Here is a 24,769-nt window from a genome sequence, read left to right on the forward strand (position 1 = left end):
CGAGGTAAATCGGCACGGCGGTGCCGGCGACCTGCCTCCACAGACACCTTTTCCCCGTAGCAGGTCCGGTGCTTTCTCATGGCCGTCTGGACGGCCGTTTCTAACTTAATTGATCAGAGCATCCCTAGCTGATGTATTGCTGCCAACAGGCCTTCGGCTCCTATGTTGACTCCATCCGTCGCATAAGAATTAACCTTGACGACCCCTGATGCAGTTACGTGCACATAGGACCTCAGCGCCTTCTCTAACGGAAGCGGATCGCATGTCATTAGGCCCCCCGACGATTCCTCGCTTATGGCAAGGCGCACGCGTCCATTATATCCAGCAACCCAATGCGACATTTTTCGGCCTACTGCGTCACTGGCCGCGCCTACGCTGGAGGTGGCACGTTGCGGAAGTAGAAGAATTTCTGACGCATCGATCTCATGAGCGAGTTCCGACAATTCGTCGAGTTCGTCAACGGTCTGATCATTGATTACTATGTTGATGCCAAGTTGTGCTTGTGCTCTGGCGTCACGAAGTCGAGCAAGCAGGCTTGCGTAGGGCCTGCCGCGATTATTTTCGTAAGTCTCTCTCACGCCATCGACGCTAACTCGGATGAAATGCACGTTCCCATTGAGCTTGTCCAGCAATGGTGCGCGCAGTCGGTGGCCGTGCGTCGTGAGAGTCACAGCCAACTTAGTCTTCTTCGCCGCATGACTGCAGATTTCTGCGAACTGCGCATGCAGAGTCGGCTCTCCTCCGCCGAATCCAACCCCTAGAGATCCAGCCTGGTCAATCTCAATCAGCCAGTCGGCGATCGCGTCCGCGCTCAACATCGCACGGTGCTTCGGGGCATAACAGTAAGCGCAGTGAAGATCGCAAAGATTGGTGAGCGCTAGTGAGACTTGGCGAGGCGCTGAGCTCCACTTCGACTCTTCGACTTGCACTTCATTGAACAAGACGTTCAGACCTGTTCTTCGGTCAAAGATATGTAGTCCGTCAGGACCGAGTCGTGTCTTCATGCCTCACAACTCCAAGGAAAGGCGATGCAAATTTGGGCGGCGCTCCCGCAGATGGAACATCACCACGCCCAGAGTTAGCCGTCCCGATTGAAGAGAGGCTTCTACGAGAATACAGACACTCTGGGTTCGGCGCCGCACTAGCGTGACTTGGGGTGTGATCGAGGCTATGCGAATCTGCCGGATGCGCTCCATCGCAAGTTTCCAACCGCGAGCCAGAGTCTGACATGGCAGTTCGCCTTCCTCTTCACAACTGGCGTGCGCCTGCCCACACCGCCGGCGGCTGTACGCCTGTCCAGCAGGTGCTTCAGAGAACGGTCAGCCCACCCGATCGCCTGCAACTTTAGCAAGCATGGTTTCGCTGGCGTTGTATCCAACGTCGGCTAAGGGTCGAACATTGCCCATTCGCAGCATAGGTGCACGCTGGCAGGCTCCACCACCTCGGTAGGAGTCCCCCATGAATACGATCGATCCATCCGTCCAACGCCGCGAACCATGGAACAAGGGCAAACTCACCGGTCAGAAGGCCCCGCTCAGGCTTCGCGATATCTGGGCCATTCGGATACACCTTCAGCTGGCAAGGAACATTCGGGATCTTGCATTGTTCGATCTGGCGATCGACAGCAAGCTCAGGGCGTGTGACTTGGTCAAGCTACGGGTGCGCGATGTTGGGTCTGCGGATCACATTTCATCTCGCACCATCGTCCTTCAACAAAAGACGCGACGGCCGGTCCAGTTTGAAATCACCGCGCCGACGCGAGATGCAATTTCCGCTTGGATCAAACAGGCTCAGCTTCAATCCAACGCCTTTCTGTTCCCAAGCAGGATCCGCAACTCGGACCACCTGTCGACCCGGCAGTACGCACGAATCGTCAATGCATGGATCGAAGGAATCGGATTGGATGTCGCTGCGTACGGTACGCACACCATGCGTCGTACAAAGGCTACCTTGATCTACCGACGCACGAAGAACCTACGTGCCGTGCAACTGCTCCTGGGACATACCAAGCTCGAAAGCACAGTACGTTACCTGGGCATCGAAGTGGAAGATGCTCTTGAGATAGCAGAGCAGACCGAAGTCTGATCGAACTGTCAGCCGGATGGCGGCATGTGGCATGGTCGCTATCCGGCCAACTCCGGACAGCCGATGCTTGAAGCACTTCGCCCCAAAGCAGCCATTCAAAACGATGAATACCGCCGAAAGGATGCATTTCGTAGTTGATTCCAACGCTTGGAGTCAGGCGGCGCACGTCAGCGTATCTGCTTGAACGAACTGTCGAGCGGGACTTGGCGGACAGGAGATCGTATTACGGACAGAATGGTCCTGAAGACGAAATGCGCCACGACTGAGACTGTTGCAAATACAACTGCGATCAGAGCGGAAAGCACAGCGCCGAACGTGAAATTCATGCCGACGACGAATCCGAAGATGCACTCGACCCGGTAAATGGAGGCATAGCTGAGCGTCACGGCCTCAAGGTTGCGCGATCGCTAGATACGCTGGGTTCGCTCCCGCCGCGAACGGACTGCCTGGGACAGGGGTTAGGGCGCCGTTTGTGGGGTTGACCCTAAAAGCTGAGACGGCGCTCCCGCCACCAGTCCCCTGATAAACGAAGGTGCCTGCGGGGTTGATAACTACCGAAGTGCCGTAAGCAGGCAGACCGCCCGCAACCAGGGTGAGCGCGCCTGATGTCGTATCGATGCGGTAGGCTGAGATCGTGCTGTTGCCCGTCACATAGGCGAAGGTGCCAGCGGGGTTGACAACCACGGATGTGGAGCCGGATTCGGCCGCTGCGAACGGACTGCCTGCAACCGGGGTGAGTGCGCCGGTTGCGGTATCGATGCGGTAGGCCGAAATGCCGTTTCTGCCCGCCATATAAGCGAAGGTGCCTTGGGAATTAATCGTCACGGACGTGGCAGCGTTTCCTGTGACAAATGGGCTGCCCTTGACGGGAGAAAGCGCGCCAGTAGCGGCGTCAATGCTGAAAGCTGAGATCGTGCCGATGTTGCCACCCACGACGTAGGCGAAGGAGCCTGCTGGGTCGATCGTGACTGACAGAGCCCCCGGTGCTGCAGGAAACGGACTACCCGGAATGGGCGTGAGCGCACCTGTGGAGGCATCGATGCGGTAGGCCGACACGGTGTTGCTATATCCGCTCGCCACATAGGCGAAGGTGCCCGTTGGGTTGATCGCAATAGGGCTTCCTTGATACCCCATGCCAAACGGACTGCCCGGAATGGGTGCAAGTGCGCCGGTGGAGTCATTGATGCGATAGGCCGAGATCCTACCTCCGAAATAGTCCAGCACATAGGCGAAAGTGCCTGCGGGGTTGACCGTGATGGAGGAGCTGGCCGCTCGTATGGCAAACGGGCTCCCTTGGACTTGCGTGAGCGCGCCGGTGGTGGTGCTGATTCGGTAGGCTGACACGGTATTGTCACCAGCATTTGCGGCGTAGAGGTACTGCGGTTTGGGTGCTGCTGATTGCATCCCCCCGAGCGTGGAGCACGCTGTCATCGATAAGATTGCCATCAAGCCGAGAATGAGCTTGACAGTCGTAGGAGTGGTCTGTCGTGTGTGTTTCATGTTGATCTTTCGTGGTTGGCTACAAACCTGTGTTTTGGACTCAACCATCAAGGCTGCACGGCCGTTATGAATGCGGGACGAGTTCCAGTCGCGAACGGACTGCCAGGAACTTCGGTCAATGCCCCGGTGGTGGCATTTATGCGGTAGGCAGAGATGGTGCCTTCGGCGAATCCGTAGCCTTTGTTCGCCACATAGGCGAAGGTGCCTGTGGGGTTGACCGCCACAGCAACGGGGTTCTGAAGTCCCGTCGCGACCGGATTGCGCGGGACTGGCGTGAGCTCGCCCGTGGTGGCGTTGAGGCGGTAGGCCAGGACATCGCCGGTGTTGTTGAGATGCTGTTCCGTCACATAGGCCAAGGTGCCCTCGGGATTGATCGTGATCGATTTGGCATCTGGATTCGCGATCTTGGTGCCGGGAATCTCTTGGTTGGAGCCATCCGCGGCATCAATGCGGAAAGCCTCGATTCCGTCGTTGACCAACCAGTAGGCGAATGGGCCTGCTGGACTGACAGTCGCATCTGGGGCGGGAAGATACTCGGCAAGATGGCGAATGGAATTCCCGTTGTCGCCTGTGGCAGGGGTGATTGCTCCCGTGGTGGGGGCGATGCGGTAGGGTGTGAAAGCCTGGCTCATCCGGTTCCCGACATAGACCATCGCGCCGTCTGCGCTTACCTTGACGACATAGGGCTGGCTTCCCGCTGCGAACGGACTGCCCGCGATTTCGGTCAAGGCCCCGGTGGTGGTGTTGACGCCGTAGACCGAGACGGTGCCCCCGGTGACGTTTGCCACATAGGCCAAGGTGGCAGACGGATTTACCGCGAGAAACTTTGGGCCTCCTTGATCCGCGAACGGACTGCCCGGGACATCGGTCAAGGCGCCGGTGCTGGCGTTGATACGGTAGGCCGAGATGCTGCGGCTGTTCGCTACATAAAGGAATTGCGGTTTCGGGAGGGAGGCACCCGGAGTGGCGCGCCATTTGTCGCGTGCGGGAGCCTGCGCCTGATCCGGTAAGTCTTGCTGAAACGGCACCAACATTGGGGATGCGACGATCTCGCTCGACCCATTGCCGAGTTGACCGTTCCGGTTGTATCCCCATGCCCAGAGATGGCCGTCGTTGTCGATAGCGTAAGCGGAAGCGGAGCGGGCGTCGGTGCTCATGGCCGCCATGCTGACGATCGACGCGGGTCCCTGAGCAACGGGAATTTGTACCAGCGCCGGTGGATTGAAGCGATTCGCGAGTAAGCCATTGCCAAGTTGGCCATACCGGTTGTTTCCCCAAGCCCAGAGATGACCTGCGTTGTCGACGGCATAAGCGGCGTAGCGATCAGCTTCTACACGAATAATCGAAGCACCGCCCAAGGCGGACGGGAACTGGACTCGCACTGGGATGGCGTGATCCTTGAGCGTCCCATTGCCCAATTGACCGTATTTGTTGCCTCCCCAAGCCCAGAGATGGCCGGTGCTGTCGATGGCATAGGCGGTACCCTCGCTGTTATGGGTGGCCATCACGCGAACAATCGAGGGCGACCGCCGCCACCACGGGCTGGGGAACCGAATACGGGCCGGAGTGGATTGACCTTTCGTCGAGCCCAGCCCTAGGCCGTACCCGTTGCTTCCCCAAGCCCAAAGATGGCCTGTGCTGTCGAGCGCGTAGACATAGCCGTTGCCAGCGCTGCCAGTCGCCATGCTGACGATTGAGGAGCTCCCCAATGATCCGGGGAACTGAACCTGGGCAGGGGTTAAGGAGCCACTCTTCGAACCATTGCCCAGTTGTCCGGCCTCGTTGTCTCCCCAGGCCCAGAGATGGCCAGCGCTGTCGAGTGCGTAAATGGAGAGGAAGCCATTGTCGTCGTCGTCGACCTCGACGCGCACGATCGACGCATTCCCGAGAGGCAATGGAAACAGGACGCGCGCCGGGGTGGAAAGATCCTTGCTTGGCCCATCCGTCAGTTGGGTGTGCCAGTTGCTTCCCCAAGCCCAGAGATGGCCTACGCTGTCGACGGCATAAACGGGGCCGAAGTCGTTATGGACGGTCGCCACGCTGACAATCGAAGCGGCTCCCAAGGCGGCGGGGAAACGCACCTGCGTCGGTTTTGAACGATTCGCAAGGTCCCCATGGCCGAGACCCAATTGGGCGTGGGCATTGTCTCCCCAGGCCCAGAGATGGCCAGCGCTGTCGAGAGCGTAGGCGGAGTGGTGACCGTTGACAGCCACAGTGATGATCGAAGCATCCCCTAAGTCGGCAGGGAACTGGACCCGCACCGGAGTTGCGTGATCCACGGTTGTCCCATCACCCAGTTCGCCGACCTTGTTGTCTCCCCAGGCCCATAGGTGGCCGGCGCTGTCGATGATGTAGCCTGAGGAACCATCCGTCACAAATCGCTTGCTTGCGCCTGGACGGGCCATGGCGAAGGCGGGGGTTCCCTGCGGGGTTGTGGATGTTGCCGCTTTTGCGACTGGCAACGACGTACCGCAGTAAACGAGTGCAAGAGCTGCCCACATCAAACCCGCGCTGATCCTTGTCATCTGAATCCTTCCGTTTTAGCGATTATGCAGGAATGCCCATGCAGCTTCCGAGGCAGATGTGGGGCGAAAATCTGATAGGAAAGCAATGCGGGCTAATTGTCGCGCTAGGATCTAGCGGACGTTGGCGCTACCGCTAACCTCGACCCCCAAGCGAAAAATGCCGTCGAATTGGGTAGATGGTGGTTGATCCGCTTTCCTGAAAGCAGTCGGTCGTGATCGGCTGAAAAGGGTCGGTTTCCGCCGGTCTACGTGGATCTGCAGCTGATCATACTGGCCGGCGGGCTGGTCATCGTTGATCGGTCGTGTGATGCATTCAATCCGGTGTATGCAGCTGACCCTGGATAGCCTGGATGTCGTCATCGCTGGTGTGTGCTTCTCGCACTTTTCCGAGATATCCAGACCTTCCCTTGGGGCCGCGTGTTTCGCCCGAGGCGCTCAGTGGAAGTCCCGCGACCGCACATCGAGACCTCCGAGCAGCTCGCTCATGTCGAGCAACCGACTGGCAATCAGATGGCACACGCCATCGACTGCTTCCCAGCGTCCATCGATTCCCAGCAGTTCTGATTCCAGCAACACCCGCCGATGGGTTTCAGCGACATCGCGCCAGACAACGACGTTGACCATGCCGTGCTCGTCCTCCATCGTCAGGAACGTGACCCCGCTGGCCGTCTGTGGCCGCTGACGCATCGTGACGACACCCGCCACACGCGCATAGCTGTTGTGAGGGCGCTTCCGCAGCGTTTGCGAGTCCATGCATCGAGCGGCGCGCAACCGATCTCTGATTTGCGCCATGGGGTGCACGCCCAACGTCAGCCCGGTGCGCGCGTAGTCCGCCAGTGTGTCCTCGGCCTGCGTCGGCTTCGGCAACGCCACCTCAATTTCTGCCGGACTGACGTTGCCGAAGAGTGGCAGCTGCTTTTCTACACCAGCGATCTCCCAGTGCGCGTGGTACCGATGCCGCGACAGACCCTGCAAGGCGCTGGCCTGCGCCAGCAAGTCCTGATGACGCTTGTCCACGGCCGCTCGCGCGCAGAGATCCGCGATTTCTGCGAACGGACGCTGCGCGCGAGCGGCCATAATCCGCCGCGCGGCTTCTTCGCTGAATCCACGCACCTGGCGCAAGCCAAGTTGGACCGCAGGAGGTTCTTCTTCGCGAGTGACAAGTGTGTTGTCCCAATCGCTGCACTGCACGTCGATGGGGAAAACGTCGATGTCATGACGCCTGGCGTCTTGCACGATCTGGCTCGGCGCATAGAAGCCCATGGGCTGGCTGTTCAACAACGCGCAGGCGAAGGCCGCTGGCTCGTGGCACTTCAGCCAGCAGCTCGCATACACGATGCCAGCGAAACTCGCCGCGTGTGACTCCGGGAACCCATACGATCCGAAGCCCTTCATCTGCTCGAACAACCTCTCGGCAAAAGTTGCGGTGTAACCCCGATCGGTCATGCCGGTCAGGATGCGTTCGCGGTGCTTCTCCAACCCGCCACGTCGCTTCCACGCGGCCATGTCACGCCTGAGTCCATCCGCCTCCCCGGCCGTGTAACCTGCCGCGATCATGGCCAGCTTCATCACCTGCTCCTGGAACAGCGGCACGCCCAGCGTGCGCTCGAATACCTCCTTCAACTCTTCCGACGGATAGTCGACAGGCTCCTCGCCCCTTCGCCTCCGCAGATAGGGGTGCACCATGTCGCCTTGGATAGGGCCAGGCCGAACGATTGCGACCTGCACCACAAGATCGAAGAAGTTCTCCGGGCGATGTCGCGGCAGCATGGCCATCTGCGCACGTGACTCGATTTGAAAAACGCCCACTGTGTCTGCCTGCTGGATCATGGCGTAGGTGTCTGGATCTTCGGATGGCAACGTGGCCATCGAGTAATCCTGCCCGCGTTGGTCGCGCAGCATGTTCAAACATTTCTGCACGCAGGTGAGCATGCCCAATGCCAGGCAATCGACCTTCAGCAGGTTCATCGTGTCGAGGTCGTCCTTGTCCCATTCGATGATGGTGCGATCGGGCATCGCAGCGTTCTCCACCGGCACCAGCTCACTCAGTGGCGCATCGGAGATCACGAACCCGCCGACGTGCTGCGACAGATGCCGTGGCATGTTCAGGATCTCCGCCGTCAGCTTCACGATGCGGCGGATGACCGCGCTCTCGGGATCAAATCCTCGCTCGCGCAACCGTTCGGCGAGTGATTCATCGCCGTCCCACCACGCGAATACCTGGCTCAACTGATCGACCTGATCCAGCGGCAATCCCATGGCCTTGGCCACATCCCGCACGGCGCTCTTGCCGCGGTAGCAAATGACCGTAGCCGCCAACGCGGCACGCTCCCGCCCGTACTTCTGGTAGATGTACTGGATGACGTCTTCGCGGCGCTCGTGCTCAAAGTCGATATCAATGTCGGGTGGCTCATTGCGCTCCTTGGAGATGAATCGCTCGACCAGCAGGCTCATCTTCATCGGGTCGACCTCAGTCACACCGAGGGCGAAGCACACCGATGAGTTGGCTGCCGACCCCCTGCCCTGACACAGGATTCCCTGGCTGCGCGCGAAGCGCACGATGTCGTGCACGGTGAGGAAATAGGACTCGTAGCGCAGCGCTTCGATCAACCCCAGCTCGTGTTCGATCTGCTTATGCACCTTCTCCGGCACACCCTTGGGCCAACGCCAGCGTGCGCCCTCCTCCGTCAGCTGGCGCAACCAGCTGGTGGCGGTATGGCCTTCGGGCACAAGCTCAGCCGGGTAGCGGTAGCGCAGCTCGTCAAGCGTGAAGGTGCATCGTGCTGCGATCCGTGCACTTTCTTCGAGCAAGGCCTCGGGATAGATCTTGGCGAGCACATGCCGGCGACGCAGGTGTCGTTCGCCATTGCGCGCGATCAACCCGCCCGCTTCGGCAATGGGCACGCGGTGCCGGATCGCGGTGAGCGTGTGCTGCAGAGCCAGCCGTCGCCGGATATGCATGTGCACGTCGCCCGCCGCTACCAGCGGCAGACCGATCTCGCTGCCAATCGCTTCAAGCACCCGCACCCGCCGTGCGTCATTCGGTCCACGATGCAGCTCAACGGCCAACCAAGCGCGATCGCCGAATGTCTGTCGCACCCAACGACCGTGAGCCATGTCGACGACCAAGTCTGGCGCCCACAGGACCAGCGTGCCCGGCAAGCCGGTGGCCACATCAGCACACGTCAAACGGTAGGTGCCTTTCTCCGAAGCTCGGCGCCCCTGCGTGATCAGACCGCAGAGGGATGTGTAACCCTCCTTCGTTTCGCACAGCACGACGATCTTCGGGCCGTCGTCGAGCTTGATTTCCGAACCGACGATCAACGGCACGCCCGTTTGGCGTGAGGCCTCCAGCGCGCGGACGATGCCAGCGAGTGAGCATTCATCGGTGATCGCAAGAGCGGTATAACCACAAGTCTTCGCTCGTTCGAACAGTTCGCGTGCACTGGACGCGCCGCGGCCGAAAGAGAAATTCGACAGGCAGTGGAGCTCCGCGTAAGCCGTCATGCGAACCACCCGTGGATCATCCAGCCAGTCTGTTCATCGGGCACGCAGAACGCCCAGGCCTCTTGCCCCAGCGAGGTTTCGATGACGTAGTAGTCGCGACACACTTCACCGCCATCCCACCAACCCGTTTCGAGGCGTTCCGGACCGGCCAGGATGATCGGGTTGCCACCGCGCAAGGGAATGGGACGTGGAAGCAGCCACGTGGGACGTGGGTGCGGCTCGATGGGCACTTCATCGTGCGCGGCCTCGCGCTGCGCACGCTCAGGGCGCGGGTCCTGCGTGCTGCCCAGTCGATAGACCGCGCCATCCCCCAACCGCGCGCGCAACCGTTCGCGCACCTGTTCGATCGGCAACGCATTCGCCGGTCGCTCGTCGAACAGGTCACGTCCCGCGGGCACGAACGCCGGCAGATCGCGAGCGATCAGGCGGAGCGCCAGCACCGGCTCAGGCAGCGTCACGTGTTCCAGCCGCCCCCGTGCGAACTCGAACAACAGAGCACCGTCACGCTCCGACGCCAGCAACCCCACCTGCACATCCGTGAAGCGGCCTTCGCGGTGCTCCAAGCGCAGCAAGAAGCGCTGCACCCCGCCATCGCGGCCGGCCAGATACGCGGCCAGGTCATCGACCATGCGCCGCACCGGAAAGATCAGCGCGGATTGGTTCTCGACCTCGTGGAGCAACTCGATGCGCAGATCGAACGTGTCCGGTGGCCGATACAGCTCTAACCCAGACGGCAGGTCACCGGTTAGGCGATCCAGCGCCGCCAACAGTTCCGCGCCGAATCGTCGACGCAATCCATCGCGCGGCAATGCCAACACTTGACCCACCGTGCGAATGCCCATGCTCGGCAACGCTGCGATGGCATTCGCGGGCAACCGACTCTTCGCAATCGGCACACGCTGCAGGGCGTTCCGCAGCGTGTCCACTGATAACACTGCTTGTCCATCGGAAACCGTCGTCAGCACATGCGCGGCGTGAGCCGTCGGCGCCGCCGCCATGCGATGACGAAATCCCAGGTCGGTGAAGTCGGCCCTCAACATGGATTCAAGCCGTGGCCACGGCCCGAACAAGCCCATGCTCTTGCTGACCTCCAGCACGATCGCATGCGGCAGCAGGCTGACTTCGGAGCTGTATCGGTAAGCCACAGCAGCCAGGAACCGGAGCCACCGCTCCACCGACTCCCGGTCATACGGGATCGCTTCGAACTGCGACAGCAGTGCTTGTGCGGCGCTTAGACGTTGACCGACATGCAAGCCTGCCGCGCGGGCGGCTTCATTGGCCGAAACGATCGTGCGTGCGTTGACGGGTCCGTCGATGAGCACCAACGGATCGTCCGTGGACCGGCGTCGGAGAATTCCGTCCAGTGCCAGACTTGGCAGGTAGATGCAGAGCCAAAGCATGTCTGGCCGCCATCAATGGACAGAACGCGGCAAAGGGATGGCTTGGGCGGGTACGGCTCCGCCTCGACATTTGCGCACCCAGATCTGCGGGCGCGGTGGCGCTTCCAGTTCCAGACGCAGCGCAGCAGGCGATGCGTTGGACAGGTGGGAGCGATCACGGAATACGAAAGCCAGCGCCTGTCCGGTGACCGCAGCCACCTGCAGACGACGCAAGGCGCGATCGTCGGCGTGATGCGGCCACGCCAGCACCGCGGCGCAGCTTCCCGATCGCAGGCACTGCTCGGTGGCCCAGAGCACATCCTTCTCACCAGCATCGACGAATTCCACACGACGCATGTCAACGCCTTGCTGGCGCCAGCCGGCGACACACGGCGCATACGGAGGTGACACGATCACGACGTTACGCTGACCTTGGGTCAACCTTGCAAGCGTGGGCAGCACGAGACGAAGCTCACCTACCCCATCGACAGGCAACAAGATTTCCGACAACGAAGCCTCGGGCCACCCGCCTGCAGGCAACACCGCATCAAGTGCACACCAACCGGTGGGCTGATCGCCGACTGATACCTCGTGAGCACGGCCACGCCAGACCTGACGTGCATCGAGCAATGCAGAGAGTGGAACCACGGCGCTCATCAGCTGCCCCGCAGCAGGCCTGCAAACAGACCTTCGATGGCGAAGTCTTCGGTGGGATCCACGTCGATGGGTTTGAAGCCCGGACTGTTCGGCATCAACCGGATCACATCGCCCTTCCAGTGCAGCCGCTTGATCGTGAAACGGTCGCCATCCACACGCGCGGCGACCACTTGGCCATGACGGGCCACCGGCGTGGCGTGCACTGCAACCAGATCACCGTCAAGGATGCCTTCGTCGCGCATCGAATCGCCCACCACCTTCACCAGGTAGTCCGGTCGCAACCGAAACAGCGAACGGGACACACGCAGGCTGCGATCGACCCGTGACTCCGAAAACAGGGGCTCGCCGGCCGCAATGCGACCAATCAGCGGCAGTTCCAGCGTGTCGGCATCCAAGGGATCGGATTCGCGCACCAGTCGGATACCGCGGGCATGGCCGGGTTCGATTGTCAGCCGGCCCTTCTCGGCGAGCGACCGGACGTGTTTGAGCACCGCACTGACGTTGCCGATGCTCAGTGCGTCGCCGATTTCTTCAAGCGTGGGCGCCTGTCCGTCCCGCTCAATCCGGGCGCGGATGAAAGCGAGGACGTTCAATTGACGCTGGGTGATCTGGATGGTCATGGCTCGCATAGTTTCACCTATTTAGGTGAAAATGGAAGTTGAAAAAAAGCCGTACCCAACCACTTGAGACGGATCAATGGCTTAGCACGGTGATCGCATACGGCTTCGAAGGCGACTTCATCCCCAGCGTCCCCCGAAGTGATCTCACGGCGTGAGATAGCTCCGCGATTCACTGCTCCCATCACTCACCCAGGCCACCGCATGAACGCCCTTCCCGATCGCTATGCATCTGACGAACTCGTCCTGAGCAACCCCAGCGATGGCCGCTCGCTGGCGCAGCGGCTCACGAAGCGGTACGCGGCGAGGATCACCGGTGCTTTCATGGTGCCGGGCCGTGAAGGGACATTCGCCCCGTTACCCGACGATCTGCCACCTGCGCTCGCGCAAGCCTTGCGCTCACGTGGCATCGACCAGCTGTATAGCCACCAGACTGAGGCGTGGACGGCGACGCAATCCGGCGCCCATGTCGCCATCGTCACGCCCACCGCCTCTGGCAAGTCGCTCTGCTACACGTTGCCTGTCATCACCGCCGCGATGACCCAGAACGCCAAGGCGCTGTATCTCTTTCCGACGAAAGCGCTGGCGCAGGATCAGGTGGCCGAACTACTCGAACTCAATCAAGCCGGCGATCTGGGCGTCAAAGCCTTCACCTTCGATGGCGACACGCCCGGTGACGCACGCCAAGCCATCCGGCTGCATGGCGACATCGTGGTCAGCAACCCGGACATGTTGCACCAGGCCATCCTGCCGCATCACACCAAGTGGGCGCAGTTCTTCGAGAACTTGCGCTACGTGGTGATCGACGAAGTCCACACCTACCGCGGCGTGTTCGGCTCGCATGTGGCCAATGTCATTCGCCGGCTCAAGCGTGTGTGTGCGTTCTATGGCGTGACGCCGCAGTTCATCCTCTGCTCCGCCACGATCGGCAATCCGAAGGAGCACGCCGAAGCACTCATCGAGGATGTCGTCACCGCGATCACCGAAAGCGGCGCTCCGACCGGCGACAAGCACGTGCTGCTGTGGAACCCGCCGGTGGTCAATCCGGATCTCGGCCTACGCGCCTCGGCGCGGTCGCAGACCAACCGCATCGCGCGACTGGCGATCAAGTCGGGCATGAAGACCCTGGTGTTTGCGCAGTCGCGCACCATGGTCGAAGTGCTGACCAAGTACTTGAAGGACGTGTTCGACAGTGATCCGCGTAAACCCGCCAGGATTCGCGCCTACCGTGGCGGCTACCTGCCCAAGGAACGCCGCGCCGCAGAGCGTGAGATGCGTGCGGGCACAATTGATGGAATCGTGAGCACATCTGCCCTGGAGCTGGGCGTGGATATCGGCAGTCTCGATGTCGTCGTGCTCAACGGGTATCCCGGCTCCGTTGCCGCCACCTGGCAGCGGTTCGGCCGCGCCGGTCGCCGGCAGCAGGCAGCGCTCGGGGTGCTGGTGGCCAGCTCCGACCCGCTCGATCAATACCTTGTTCGACACCCGGAATTCTTCCAGGGCGCGCCGCCGGAACACGCCCGCATCCAGCCCGACCAGCCGCTGATCCTGCTCGACCACATTCGTTGTGCTGCTTTTGAGCTGCCGTTCATCGGTGACGAGATGTTCGGCACCGAAGTCGCGACGCCTTGGCTCGACGTGCTGGGTGAGGAAGGCGTGCTGCATCGCGAAGGCGAGCGTTGGGAATGGATCGCCGACAGTTACCCGGCCATCGCCGTGTCATTGCGCTCGGTGGCCGACGGCAACTTCGTGGTGGTCGATCGCACCAATGGACGCCAGACGATCATTGCCGAAGTCGACTACACCGCTGCGCCGGTGACGCTCTATGAGGGCGCCATCCACATGATCCAGTCCGTGCCCTATCAGGTAGAGCGGCTCGACTGGGAAGGTCGCAAGGCCTATGTCACCCGCACACACGTGGACTACTACACCGACGCGATCGACTACACAAAGCTGAAAGTGCTCGATTGCTTTGACACGTCCAACGCCGGATGTGGGCAGGCCCATCATGGCGAAGTACATGTCGTGCGCCGTGTGCCCGGCTACAAGAAGATCCGCTTCTACTCGCACGAGAACATCGGCTTTGGTCCGGTCAATCTGCCCGACCAGGAGTTGCACACCACAGCCGTGTGGTGGCAGCTCGCGCAGGTCGTGCTTGATGCCGCATTCGAGCAACGCCAGCAGGCTCTCGATGGTTTTCTTGGAGCCGCCTACGCGCTGCACATCGTGGCGACCGTCGCGGTGATGGCGGAAGCACGCGACCTGCAGAAGTCGGTGGGCAGCGGCGACGGCGCATGGTTCGTCAGTGCGGACGTTGCGGGTCGCGGGCAGATCCGAGGCAGCGACGGGCAGCCCGCTTCTCTGGCAGCTGATGCGCCGTTCACACCTACGGTGTACCTCTACGACGCGTTTCCCGGTGGTATCGGTCAAAGCGAACCGCTGTTCAACTGCCGCGAGGATCTCGTGGCACAGTCGGTGACCCTCATCGAACGCTGCGATTGTCGTGATGGCTGTCCAGGCTGCGTGGGTCCGGTGTTGGCTGCGGACGAGGAAGCGGTGACGACGCCGAAGGCCTTGGCGCTGCGCGTGCTGGCGCTGCTGGTGGCCCTGTGAGCGCCTTGGCGGCACGGCTGCGCCAGTTGCGTACACAATCTGGCCAAGCGTCTGCGGTGGCTCTGCCGAAGCCCACCCTCGCACCTGACGTGCTCCGACTAATCCAGGGTCGCTCTCGCATGCAGGGCGTGACGCAGCGTGCCTCGTCCAGTGACCGATTCGTGCCCGGGGTCGAGATCGCACCGGGGCTGTTCCTCACCGGAGCGACCATGGATTGGGGATGCCCGTCCCCCATGATTGATACCGCGTTCGCACGTTGGCAGGAACCTGTCGCTTACGACCGGCTGCTGCATTTCGACACCGAAACGACCGGTCTGGCCGGAGGCGCTGGCACCCGCGCGTGGATGATCGGAGCCGCGGATTGGCTGACTGACGGTCGCTTCCGCGTACGCCAGCTGACAACGACCACGATGGGTGCAGAGACAGCGATGCTGCGCACGTTCGCCCAGTGGCTGCAGCCAAACACCGTGCTCGTCAGCTACAACGGCAAGTGCTACGACTCGCCCCTGCTGAAGACGCGCTACCGCTTGGCTCGGTTGCCGGACCCGTTGTCCGGGCTGGTTCATCTGGATCTGCTCCATCCGGTGCGTCGACACTGGAAAGGCGTGTGGGAGAACTGCCGTCTCGTCACCGCCGAGCGGGAGCTGCTTGGTGTCGTGCGGGAAGATGACTTGCCCGGCTCGGAAGCACCAGCTGCATGGCTCAGTTATCTACGTGGCGGCTCGGCGGTGAACCTGAGGCGGGTGCTGGCACACAACACGCAAGACCTAAAGAGTCTGGCTGGCGTGCTATTGCACTTGGCCCGATTGTCAGAGTAGTGCCTGCCCACTTCAGTTCATGTCGCCCCCCGCTCACCGAATGCGGATGGACGCGGCGTCGCAACAGCCAGATGCCGGGTTATTTACGCCTTTTCGATGACATGTCTAGCAACAGGCGGACAGCAACACCAGAAACCGCTGGCGGACACATTGCGCGTGTCATGTGACAAAAGACTCGTTGGGAAGCCCAGGCTCACAAGAATGCCGACGCTCAAGCACGCCGCTTCTATATGGAGCGGACTGTCTATTTCTACCTCTTGATTCCGTCTAACCAAGAAAGTAGTTCGTTGTGGCATGGCCTGTGATCAGCGAAGCAGTGTGACGTAGTCGGACTGCTCAATCGTAAACCACGTCTAAGCCTCAGAGACCATTTGCTCAGTGAGTCGTGCTGCGCGATATGACATCGGCACTACAGGCCAGGTACGGGTAACTTCTACTCGCGTACGCATATATGTGTGAGGTAGTAGTCCTTAGTACCTCACATGAATGGCCGTCTAGATAGCTTGATCAATTACTTGAATAGGGGGGGGAATGCGTACGCGCACTTACCCTTTCTACTTCTGACAACCTAAAACGGCCTGCAATGGGCGCTTCCAAGCAGCCGACGAGCTACCACTCGTCGGTTTTTTTATATATCTCATCGAGAAAGGGTAGTGCACAAATGGCCAGTTACCACTTTGAAATCAAGAGCGGCAAGAAAGGAGGTGCAGCTGAGCATGCTAGGTACATCCTTCGTGATGGCAAGTACACGAAGAAGGAGGATCTACTGGCCACAGGGTACGGCAACATGCCTAAGTGGGCAGAGAACGATTCCCTAGCGTTCTGGAAGTCGGCTGACAGGTATGAACGCGCCAACGGCGCGACGTACCGAGAAATGATCATTGCGTTGCCAAACGAACTCAACACTCAGCAGAACATTGCGCTCACCAAGAGGCTCGTCGAAGACTTGGCCGGTAACAAGCCGTATCAATTCGCACTGCACGCGCCTGATGCCAAGTTAGGAGAAGAGGCAAACACTCACTTACACCTGATGACCTCGGACAGGTTACCTGACGGAATAGTGCGTTCACCTGAGGGAACCTTCATGCGCAACAATCCGAAGTTCCCGGCGCGGGGTGGCTGCAAGAAAGACAGCGGCGGCAAAAGTCCCATGCAGTTGCGGGATGATGTCATCGACAAGCGCAAGCGTGTAGCGAGCATACAGAACCAGATGTTGGCGGAAGTGGGCGAGAAAGCACGTGTCGATCATCGCAGTTATAAGGAGCGTGGCATTGAACAACAACCTGAGCGCCACTTAGGTCAAGCGCGCATCAGAACCATGACGGAACAGGATCGCACTCACTACGTGGCTGGTAGGCCCGACAAGTAGGCGGGGTGAGGGGCGTAACCATCAGAGGTATGGCTAGGTACTCGGGCAAAAAAACGGCCCCAACGAAGGGGCCGAAGGAAAATAGATGCCTCTGTTTTCCAGAATCCTGCGATTCTGCGATTGTTGTCGCAGAATCGCGGAGGTTTCGGAAAAGTACCGCCTCAAATCCGAAGTAGGCGCAGACCGCGCTAGCTAAGCCCAGCTGTGCTCCCGGTGCCGTTCGTACCGTCTCCTTGTCGGCCGGCGGACGCACCAAGACCAAAGTCAAAAAAAGACAGCGTGGCGCGAGCACTTTCAGACTGATTGTTGCAACTCTGTATGAATGGGGATGCTTGGGAAAAATCTTCCGGTATCGGGCTATCAAATGTCTTTAGCGCAAGTTTTCGAAACGCATCCAACGTGAGGTAGATGATCTTTGTCCTACCACACATTCCAGTGGTGAGGTAGCCTTTGTTCATCAGGTGATCGATGGCCGGCTGAAAATATCGGACGCCCGCACGGGTGGAGGGTGGTCCTCCGTTCAGGGCACCGTTGTAGAGAACCTGCGTACTCCCCTTCACCCAATATTTTTTGTACAAATGCTTGAGCACGAGCCATGCGTCCTCGACGGTCCTGGTCAGACCATCATCTTCGTCGAAGATTCGTTTGTGTTCTACGAGATAAAAAAAGGCAACGTCGATTGCGCTGCGCATAGTTTCTTTTTGAATGATCGTGCTGTTGCTATAGAAGAAGAAGTGGAAGATGCCCGCGATGCGCGTCGCGTTCTCCATGTATTTTCCAGCGAAAGGCTTGATGCCAACGTACCTACCGCCGGGCTCCATCTCACGTTTAATTGCCTTGAACTCTTGATCCCAAAGCAATTCAGCTTCGGGTGACAGAGTCAGAATCGTTTGTGAAACGTCATTCGCGGCAAAACGAATGTCAGCTTCAGTCAGAGCTTCCACCATCCGATCATGATACGCACTTGATACTTTCCAAGCTCTGAGGCTCTCATCGCTGTCGATGGGTGTTGTGGTCGCCATGGCGATCAAGGTGCGCGCAGTGAAGCCTGATCCTGCTGCCGCGCCCCTATTCCGTTTGATGAATTGCTTGAAAAAGATTGGCTGTGTAACGAAGAGGATTGCCAGATAGGGGTTGTCAATGACGTACTTGGCGACGGCGCTTTCATACGAGGATGAATTCTTCCCGTCCCAGAACGTGCAAAACAAGTCGATCAACTCCATCATTTCACTATCGAAGATTGACTTCGCCTCGGCGTGAGCAAGGATGACTCGGTTGCGCTTGCCGTTCATGGCTTTCATGAAAGCGACACTGCTCATGCCTTGAATCATGCAGATGCGACGGAGAGGCTCTTCTGGCTTGTTTTCCTCGTGAGCTTCACGATCTGAACAGAAATGATCGTCTGGTTCACCAAGTTGCATAGCTTTGACGATGGCGTTCTTCAAGACGTTGTCCTTGATCTTCCAGTACTCCATGGCACGCGCAAAGCGTTTCGTCGCTAAATCAAGAGCTAAATTGCCGAACTTGTCGTGGCGCAGTATTTCCTTGAACAGTTCATCGAACACAGGGGACTTACCGATGCTCGACTCGGCAACGATAATTCCATACACCATGAGTGGGCTGACCATGCCGTCATGATGTTCGACCACTGCGCGAGACATACAGGCTGCTGACATCGCCAGGAGAGCCGTGGTGAGCACCATTTCGTATGAAAAGATGCGACTTGCCGATCGTTGACGGACAAGTTCACTTAGGACGGGCGGGAGTGCGTCGATAACTTCTGACGGAAGACGGTGAGAGGCGCTCATGGCGCCCCGATCCCGTCGTTCGTGGAGTTTGGTGGTTTCCCGCCACATACCTCATCCGTCTGATTGGTGCGAGAACGGCGTTTGCGTTCTGTCTCGAACTTCTTCTTGAACGTTGCTGCCGACATCGAAAGACCACCCGTCGCGAGGGCTAAGCGGAGGTCTTTGAGCGAAACGCCATGCTCGATCAGTGCTGCAATTTCATCGTAATGCGCCTCGAAATCCTTCTGCTTACGGCGGCGTTGGTTCGGCTGAAGCTCGCGTAAGGCCAACGTGATCGGACTCACCGACTTCTCGTCAGATTCAAGCCCGCGAATGACGTTATTGTTCAGGCTCATGGCGTCACCTTCCGGCGTGCTTTCGGGCTGGCTATGAAGGCATCTGCCGATTGGCATGTGCGAGCCTCCAAGCGGCGGAACCACTCCTCGATATCTGCCGCCAACCAGAGCTTCTTCCCCGCGTTGATGCGCGGTTTCGGCAGCTGGTGCCAAGGAAATGGTGGCTTCGCGTCGGCGTTGAGTTGCTTTCCCTCAGCATCGTGGATAGGCACGAGGTCATTGCCGTACGCCCAGGATTTCGAACGACCGATGCGCTTAAGGATGTCACTTTGCGCCATAAGGCCAGAGTGTGCATTCGATCGGCCAATGGCACTCACGCTGTCGGCACATTCGCTGCGCATGGGAAGGCAGTTGCTAGAAGGTACGCTAGTAAAGTTTTCCGGATACGGTGCGTTCATTTCGAGTCCCCTGTGATCAGCTCAATGGCCATGTGGATCGGCGGTGGCACAAGGTCGAACAAGCACCCGGGATAATTTGTGGACGCCAACTCGAACAGCGCTTCGATGACTTCGTCCGGCACAAGCTCTCGAAACTCAGGCGTGTGTGGCTCAAAACCTCCATGGCGCAACAACACCGGATCGATCGGGTGGGCATGCACAGTGTCCCCGTCGCGATGCAGGTAAAGCACCCAGTCGCCGTGGACACCGAAAGTGACATCGGGCATGTCGGCCGCACGCGCCCGCTTGGCAAACTCCCCCAAGAAAGCCGGCCCAGACGCATAGACCCTGTACTCATCCGGGCTTGTCCCATCGTTGCCCTGCGTGGCGGAGTTTCCGCTGTCCCAAACCGCTTCAAAGGAGTCGAAACCGAAGGACTCTGCGAGTTCGTTCAACGCGCGATAAAACTGCTTCAAGTCATCGCGGTTATGGAAACCAAATTCGCGAGCAGCCTCGTTCTCTCGCCCCAGAGGGTCATTGAGCAGCTCAAGAGCGTCCCATATTGGTCGGAATCGATTGATTCGCTCGGCATGGTTGCAAAACGCCCTGTAGCTGCTCGGGATCGGCAAGAACCCGAAATGGGCACTCGCCAGCAGCTGGTAGAGTGAGATTGGCTCCGAACCATTGAGAGCTGAAGTGAGCTGCGACACCGAAAAGGGTGCCGGTATAAACAAGGACTCGGGGAAGATGTCGAGCTGTGTGAGCACAGCCTCGAGTACGGCTTTGTCGTCGTCGTTAAGGACAAACGACGGTTTGGCGTTGGTATTCATAGTTGCCTCAAGCGCAGGTTATGGAAACGCACGCAACCTAGCTATACGCAAGATCACGCACGATCGACCTGTGAGGCATCACGCCACTCGAGCCCCAGTTTAAGGGCTGCTGATGGAACCAGCGGTGACAGGCTAATCGATGATTCCTTCATCAGTCAATACCACTACATTGCTTCTCGCGAAGAGATACGTGCACAGCACTGCGTTGTCGCAGTCTTATATTTCGTAGCGTGTCATTGACTCATCACTGGATCACTCATTGAAGCCGACGTAGCTCGACAGGAGGGCCAGTGAAAGCATGTCCCATGCGGCTCTGAGCCCATCGGTATGGCGCTCAAAGCAGCTCTGGTAGCTGTCGTGGTCAAAGGATGTGGTTCGGATTCCGTGCTGGCTCACGTGTTGATAGCGGTCTATGTAGATTTGTTTTTCTTCTACCTAACTGATACGTCACTGGAGATTCGTATGGATAGTTTAAAAGGCATGTTTGGTGAGGGGATCTCGCGGGGCTGGGTGTGGACCGATCCGAACCATGTCATCTTTGAGACGATAGTGAACAGTGTCTGCTAGCACCGTAGAGATAGAGGGTTCGATTCCCTCCCCCCGCGCCAACTTCAAAAACCGCCCAAGGGCGGTTTTTTTTGTTTCGTCTTGCAACACTAACTCTCCACAGATGTGGGGATTCGGGGTTCACATGAGCCCCTTCCCCGCCATGCTGACGCGTTAATTTGCCGTCACCGCGATGAGGTCCGCGACCTACACGCTGACCAGCCTCAAAACTTCCATCAGCTATCGGGTTACCTGGCGCAGCTCACCCAGGATCAATATCGCTTGCTTGAATAGTGGCTCGAAATGCGGCAGGGTTTTGGGGTCTCCTACTCGGCCTTGCGAAGCTCGGCACGTGGCTGTATCAACCCTTGATTCGCGACTAGGACTGAAAATCGAATCCGCTTCACCAGTCCAGAAACGACCTTTCCAAAGGCCATCCTTGGCATGGGTAAAATCATGGGTAGGTAAATTTCAGCCACAAAAAAGCCCCGCATTTCAGGGGCTTAGTTGCGTATCTGGCGGAGAGAGAGGGATTCGAACCCTCGATAAGGCTTTTGACCCTATACTCCCTTAGCAGGGGAGCCCCTTCGGCCACTCGGGCATCTCTCCGGGGTTTTATCCGCATTACTGCGGAGCCGGCAAGGATACTGGCCGGCGAGGTCCAGGTAAAGTCTTAAATACTGCGATCAGTGTTCGGCCGGCTCATCCGGGACGCTGCCGCCTTCGTGTTCGCCCTTGATGCGCTGATAAATTTCTTCGCGATGCACGGCAACCGTCTTCGGTGCATTGATGCCGATACGCACCTGATTGCCCTTCACGCCCAGAACGGTAACGGTCACCTCGTCGCCGATCATCAGGGTCTCACCGACCCTGCGGGTCAGAATCAACATGATTTCTTACTCCATTAATGCTGTTGGTCACAGGCCTGCAGATCGACGGCGCCTCACCCCTGAGCCCATCCATCCACAGTTCGACGATTGATCCGTCGAAGGCCCTACCGCCTTCCCGGCTCACAGCCAAAACACCTCCTGAGCGTCCTGACTGGCGACGCCACCGTCACGGGCAGCGTCGACACTGCGCCGATACTAACTGAGCCTGATTAGCATGCGCAATGCGCCTGAACACGAACAAATGGCCTATGCAGGCCGCATTCACTGAGCGGCGATCCAATCCGGCAATGCTGCCAGGATGGCCGGCAGGTTGGGCGCATCCGAGCCGCCGCCCTGGGCCATGTCAGGCCGACCACCGCCCTTGCCGTCGATCTGTGCGGCGATATGCGCGACCACGCTGCCAGCCTTGATCCGGCCAAGCGCCTTGCCATGCACGCCGGCGATCAATGAAACGCGACCATCTGCCGCACCGGCCAGCAGGATCACGCAGTCACCAAGCTGCTGCTTGAGCTGGTCCACGCTGTCGCGCAGCGACTTGGCGTCGAGCCCTTCCAGCCGCGCGGCGACTACCTTGATGCCCCCGACATCTTTTGCGGAACCGGCCAGATCGGCGGTCGCAGAACCGGCGGCCTTGCTTCGCAGTGAGTCCAGTTCGCGCTCGAGCTTCTTTTGCCGATCGAACAGCTGGCGCAATTTTTCCACCGCATCGTCGCCACTGCTGGAAAGCAGCTGCGAGAACTCGCCCAGGCGACGCTCTTCGTCGGCCACGTAAGCGAGTGCGCCAGCGCCAGTCACCGCTTCGATTCGGCGTACGCCGGAAGCCACGCCGGCCTCGCTGACGAGCTTGAACAGACCGATGTCGCCAGTGCGGCTGACATGAGTGCCGCCGCACAGTTCGGTGGAGAATTCGCCCATCTTCAGCACGCGCACTTCGTCGCCGTACTTCTCGCCAAACAGCGCCATCGCACCGAACTCGATCGCCTGGTCGTAACCCATGTTGTGCACTTCGGCGGCCGCATTGCGGCGCACCTCGGCATTCACCATCGCCTCGACCTGGGCGAGTTCATCGTGGCTCAACGGCTTGAAATGCGAGAAGTCGAAACGCAGACGCTCCGGTGCTACCAGCGAACCTTTCTGCGCCACGTGATCGCCGAGCACCTTGCGCAAGGCTGCATGCAGCAGATGTGTCGCCGAGTGGTTGAGGATGATCGCCTGACGACGCGAGGCATCCACGCTGGCTTCGACGACGTCGCCAGTACGCAGCGGTTGTCCACCCTGCCAGCCGCCAGCGTGACCGAAGAACACGCCACCCATCTTCAGCGTATCGCTGACTTCAAACCGGCCGGCCGCATTGAGCAACTCACCGGTGTCACCGACCTGGCCACCCGACTCGGCGTAGAACGGCGTACGGTCGAGGATCAGCAGACCTTCCTCGCCGTCGCCAAGTTGATCGACCTGCTTGCCGCCACGCACGATGCCAAGCACCTTGCTGTCCTGGCTGCGCAGCGCCTCGTAACCGAGGAAAACCGTGGGCTTCAACTGGCTGGCCAGCTCGGCCGGCATCTGGCCCTTGGCCTCGAAGCGACCAGCGGCGCGGGCGCGCTCGCGCTGTTCGTTCATCGATCGATCGAAACCGTCCATGTCGACTTCCAGCCCACGCTCACGCGCGATGTCGGCGGTGAGGTCAACCGGGAAGCCATAGGTATCGTACAGGCGGAACGCATCCGCACCGGGAATGATCTTGCCGGATTTGCCAGCGACCTCATCGAACAGCCGCATGCCGTGTTCCAGCGTCTCGCCGAAGCGCTGTTCCTCGGTGCGCAGCGCCTCCTCGACGAAGGCCTGTTTCGCGGCCAGCTCCGGATACGCGATGCCCATTTCCTCGACCAGCGGCGCGACCATCTTCCAGAAGAAGTCGCCGCGCACACCGACCATCCAGCCATGCCGCAGGGCGCGGCGAATGATCCGGCGCAGCACGTAACCGCGACCTTCGTTGGACGGCAGCACACCATCGACGATCAGGAACGAGCAAGCGCGGATGTGGTCGGCGATCACGCGCAGCGACTTGTTCGCCAGATCCTTCGTACCGGTGAGCTCACCCGCCATACGGATCAGGTGCGCGAACAGATCGATCTCGTAGTTGGAATGCACATGCTGCAGTACCGCGGCGAGGCGCTCCAGACCCATGCCGGTATCCACGCAAGGTGCCGGCAGCGGGCTCAGCGTGCCATCCGGCGCGCGGTCGAACTGCATGAACACCAGATTCCAGATCTCGATGTAGCGGTCGCCATCTTCGTCGGGTGAGCCGGGCGGCCCGCCAGCGATGTCGGCACCATGATCAAAGAAGATCTCGGTGCACGGGCCGCAGGGGCCGGTGTCGGCCATCTGCCAGAAATTGTCGGAGGCGAACGGTGCACCCTTGTTGTCGCCGATCCGCACGATCCGTTCGGCCGGCACGCCGACTTCCTTGTTCCAGATGTCGAACGCTTCGTCGTCGGTGTGATAGACGGTGACCCACAGCTTGTCCGCCGGCAGCTTGAATACGCCGGTCAGCAGCTCCCATGCGTAGATGATCGCATCGCGCTTGAAGTAGTCGCCGAACGACCAGTTGCCGAGCATCTCGAAAAACGTGTGATGGCGTGCGGTATAGCCCACCGCATCCAGATCGTTGTGCTTGCCGCCGGCGCGCAGGCAGCGCTGCACGTCAGCCGCACGCAGGTAGCCCGGCTTTTCGCTGCCGAGGAACACGTTCTTGAACTGCACCATGCCCGAGTTGGTGAACAACAGGGTCGGATCGCTGGCCGGCACCAGCGAGCTGGACGGCACGATGGTGTGGCCCTTGGAGCGGAAGTAATCGAGAAAGGTGGAGCGGATTTCGGAGGTTTTCATGCGGATCATGGTGGCTGGCGTTAG

The 24,769-nt window shown here is 59.7% G+C and carries 17 protein-coding genes and 2 tRNA genes; 5 read left to right on the forward strand and 14 right to left on the reverse strand.

The features are described from left to right. Positions 1-113 precede the first annotated feature (113 nt). Entirely contained in the window at positions 114-1,004 is an 891-nt protein-coding gene (locus B0E48_RS05975) for a radical SAM protein (protein ID WP_077517049.1), read from the reverse strand. A gap of 454 nt (positions 1,005-1,458) precedes the next feature. Between B0E48_RS05975 and B0E48_RS05980 the strand changes: the two genes are divergently transcribed. Further along, positions 1,459-2,085: a tyrosine-type recombinase/integrase gene (locus B0E48_RS05980; RefSeq protein WP_077517051.1), complete on the forward strand. Its 627-nt coding sequence runs from the start codon at positions 1,459-1,461 to the stop codon at positions 2,083-2,085. A 390-nt stretch (positions 2,086-2,475) separates the two neighbouring features. Here the strand turns inward: B0E48_RS05980 and B0E48_RS05990 are convergent, their stop codons facing one another. The 6 genes from B0E48_RS05990 to lexA form a co-directional block, all read right to left on the reverse strand. Continuing rightward, the gene (locus tag B0E48_RS05990) at positions 2,476-3,585 is read right to left on the reverse strand and encodes a beta-propeller fold lactonase family protein (protein ID WP_168170301.1); all 1,110 of its coding nucleotides are present in this window, start codon (positions 3,583-3,585) and stop codon (positions 2,476-2,478) included. Between the two features lie 47 nt (positions 3,586-3,632). Further along, positions 3,633-6,110, reverse strand: coding sequence for a beta-propeller fold lactonase family protein (locus B0E48_RS05995; protein WP_077517057.1), 2,478 nt, complete (start codon positions 6,108-6,110; stop codon positions 3,633-3,635). A gap of 435 nt (positions 6,111-6,545) precedes the next feature. After that, positions 6,546-9,617 (reverse strand): error-prone DNA polymerase, encoded by a 3,072-nt coding sequence (locus B0E48_RS06000; RefSeq protein WP_077517059.1) that lies wholly within the window; start codon positions 9,615-9,617, stop codon positions 6,546-6,548. Continuing rightward, entirely contained in the window at positions 9,614-11,017 is a 1,404-nt protein-coding gene (locus B0E48_RS06005; RefSeq protein ID WP_077517061.1) for a DNA polymerase Y family protein, read from the reverse strand. The genes B0E48_RS06000 and B0E48_RS06005 overlap by 4 nt, the downstream gene beginning before the upstream one ends. A gap of 12 nt (positions 11,018-11,029) precedes the next feature. Beyond that, positions 11,030-11,653, reverse strand: a complete 624-nt coding sequence (gene imuA / locus B0E48_RS06010; protein WP_077517063.1) for a translesion DNA synthesis-associated protein ImuA — start codon at positions 11,651-11,653, stop codon at positions 11,030-11,032. After that, positions 11,653-12,273 carry a transcriptional repressor LexA gene (gene lexA, locus B0E48_RS06015; RefSeq protein ID WP_077517064.1) on the reverse strand — a complete coding sequence of 207 codons (621 nt, stop codon included), beginning with the start codon at positions 12,271-12,273 and terminating at the stop codon, positions 11,653-11,655. Before lexA ends, imuA begins: the two co-directional genes overlap by 1 nt. A gap of 201 nt (positions 12,274-12,474) precedes the next feature. Between lexA and B0E48_RS06020 the strand changes: the two genes are divergently transcribed. The 3 genes from B0E48_RS06020 (at position 12,475) to B0E48_RS06030 (ending at position 17,070) form a co-directional block, all read left to right on the forward strand. After that, entirely contained in the window at positions 12,475-14,883 is a 2,409-nt protein-coding gene (locus B0E48_RS06020) for a DEAD/DEAH box helicase (RefSeq protein WP_077439061.1), read from the forward strand. 233 nt (positions 14,884-15,116) lie between these two features. Then, positions 15,117-15,701 (forward strand): ribonuclease H-like domain-containing protein, encoded by a 585-nt coding sequence (locus B0E48_RS06025; protein ID WP_254423881.1) that lies wholly within the window; start codon positions 15,117-15,119, stop codon positions 15,699-15,701. A gap of 661 nt (positions 15,702-16,362) precedes the next feature. Beyond that, a complete protein-coding gene (locus B0E48_RS06030) occupies positions 16,363-17,070 on the forward strand; it encodes a MobA/MobL family protein (protein ID WP_077439057.1) in 708 nt (235 codons plus the stop codon). 188 nt (positions 17,071-17,258) lie between these two features. On the opposite strand, the gene B0E48_RS06035 is transcribed toward B0E48_RS06030, so the two are convergent. From B0E48_RS06035 to B0E48_RS06050, 4 genes are read right to left on the reverse strand one after another with little or no spacing between them, the layout of a single operon-like run. Then, entirely contained in the window at positions 17,259-18,878 is a 1,620-nt protein-coding gene (locus B0E48_RS06035; protein ID WP_168170302.1) for a YfjI family protein, read from the reverse strand. Next, the gene (locus B0E48_RS06040; protein WP_077517068.1) at positions 18,875-19,213 is read right to left on the reverse strand and encodes a hypothetical protein; all 339 of its coding nucleotides are present in this window, start codon (positions 19,211-19,213) and stop codon (positions 18,875-18,877) included. Before B0E48_RS06040 ends, B0E48_RS06035 begins: the two co-directional genes overlap by 4 nt. Then, entirely contained in the window at positions 19,210-19,611 is a 402-nt protein-coding gene (locus B0E48_RS06045) for a hypothetical protein (RefSeq protein ID WP_139350180.1), read from the reverse strand. Before B0E48_RS06045 ends, B0E48_RS06040 begins: the two co-directional genes overlap by 4 nt. Next, positions 19,608-20,420 carry a hypothetical protein gene (locus B0E48_RS06050; RefSeq protein ID WP_077439051.1) on the reverse strand — a complete coding sequence of 271 codons (813 nt, stop codon included), beginning with the start codon at positions 20,418-20,420 and terminating at the stop codon, positions 19,608-19,610. Before B0E48_RS06050 ends, B0E48_RS06045 begins: the two co-directional genes overlap by 4 nt. 500 nt (positions 20,421-20,920) lie before the next feature. Between B0E48_RS06050 and B0E48_RS17730 the strand changes: the two genes are divergently transcribed. Next, positions 20,921-21,028: transfer RNA gene (locus B0E48_RS17730), tRNA-OTHER, on the forward strand. Positions 21,029-21,482: 454 nt separating this feature from the next. Here the strand turns inward: B0E48_RS17730 and B0E48_RS06060 are convergent. The 3 genes from B0E48_RS06060 to alaS form a co-directional block, all read right to left on the reverse strand. Then, positions 21,483-21,575 (reverse strand) — tRNA-Ser (locus B0E48_RS06060). Between the two features lie 77 nt (positions 21,576-21,652). Further along, the gene (gene csrA, locus B0E48_RS06065; RefSeq protein ID WP_077517070.1) at positions 21,653-21,856 is read right to left on the reverse strand and encodes a carbon storage regulator CsrA; all 204 of its coding nucleotides are present in this window, start codon (positions 21,854-21,856) and stop codon (positions 21,653-21,655) included. Positions 21,857-22,117: 261 nt separating this feature from the next. Continuing rightward, the gene (gene alaS, locus B0E48_RS06070; protein ID WP_077517072.1) at positions 22,118-24,745 is read right to left on the reverse strand and encodes an alanine--tRNA ligase; all 2,628 of its coding nucleotides are present in this window, start codon (positions 24,743-24,745) and stop codon (positions 22,118-22,120) included. Between the last annotated feature and the right edge of the window lie 24 nt (positions 24,746-24,769).

It is taken from the genome of Rhodanobacter sp. C03 (genome assembly GCF_002001175.1).
GTDB lineage: Bacteria > Pseudomonadota > Gammaproteobacteria > Xanthomonadales > Rhodanobacteraceae > Rhodanobacter.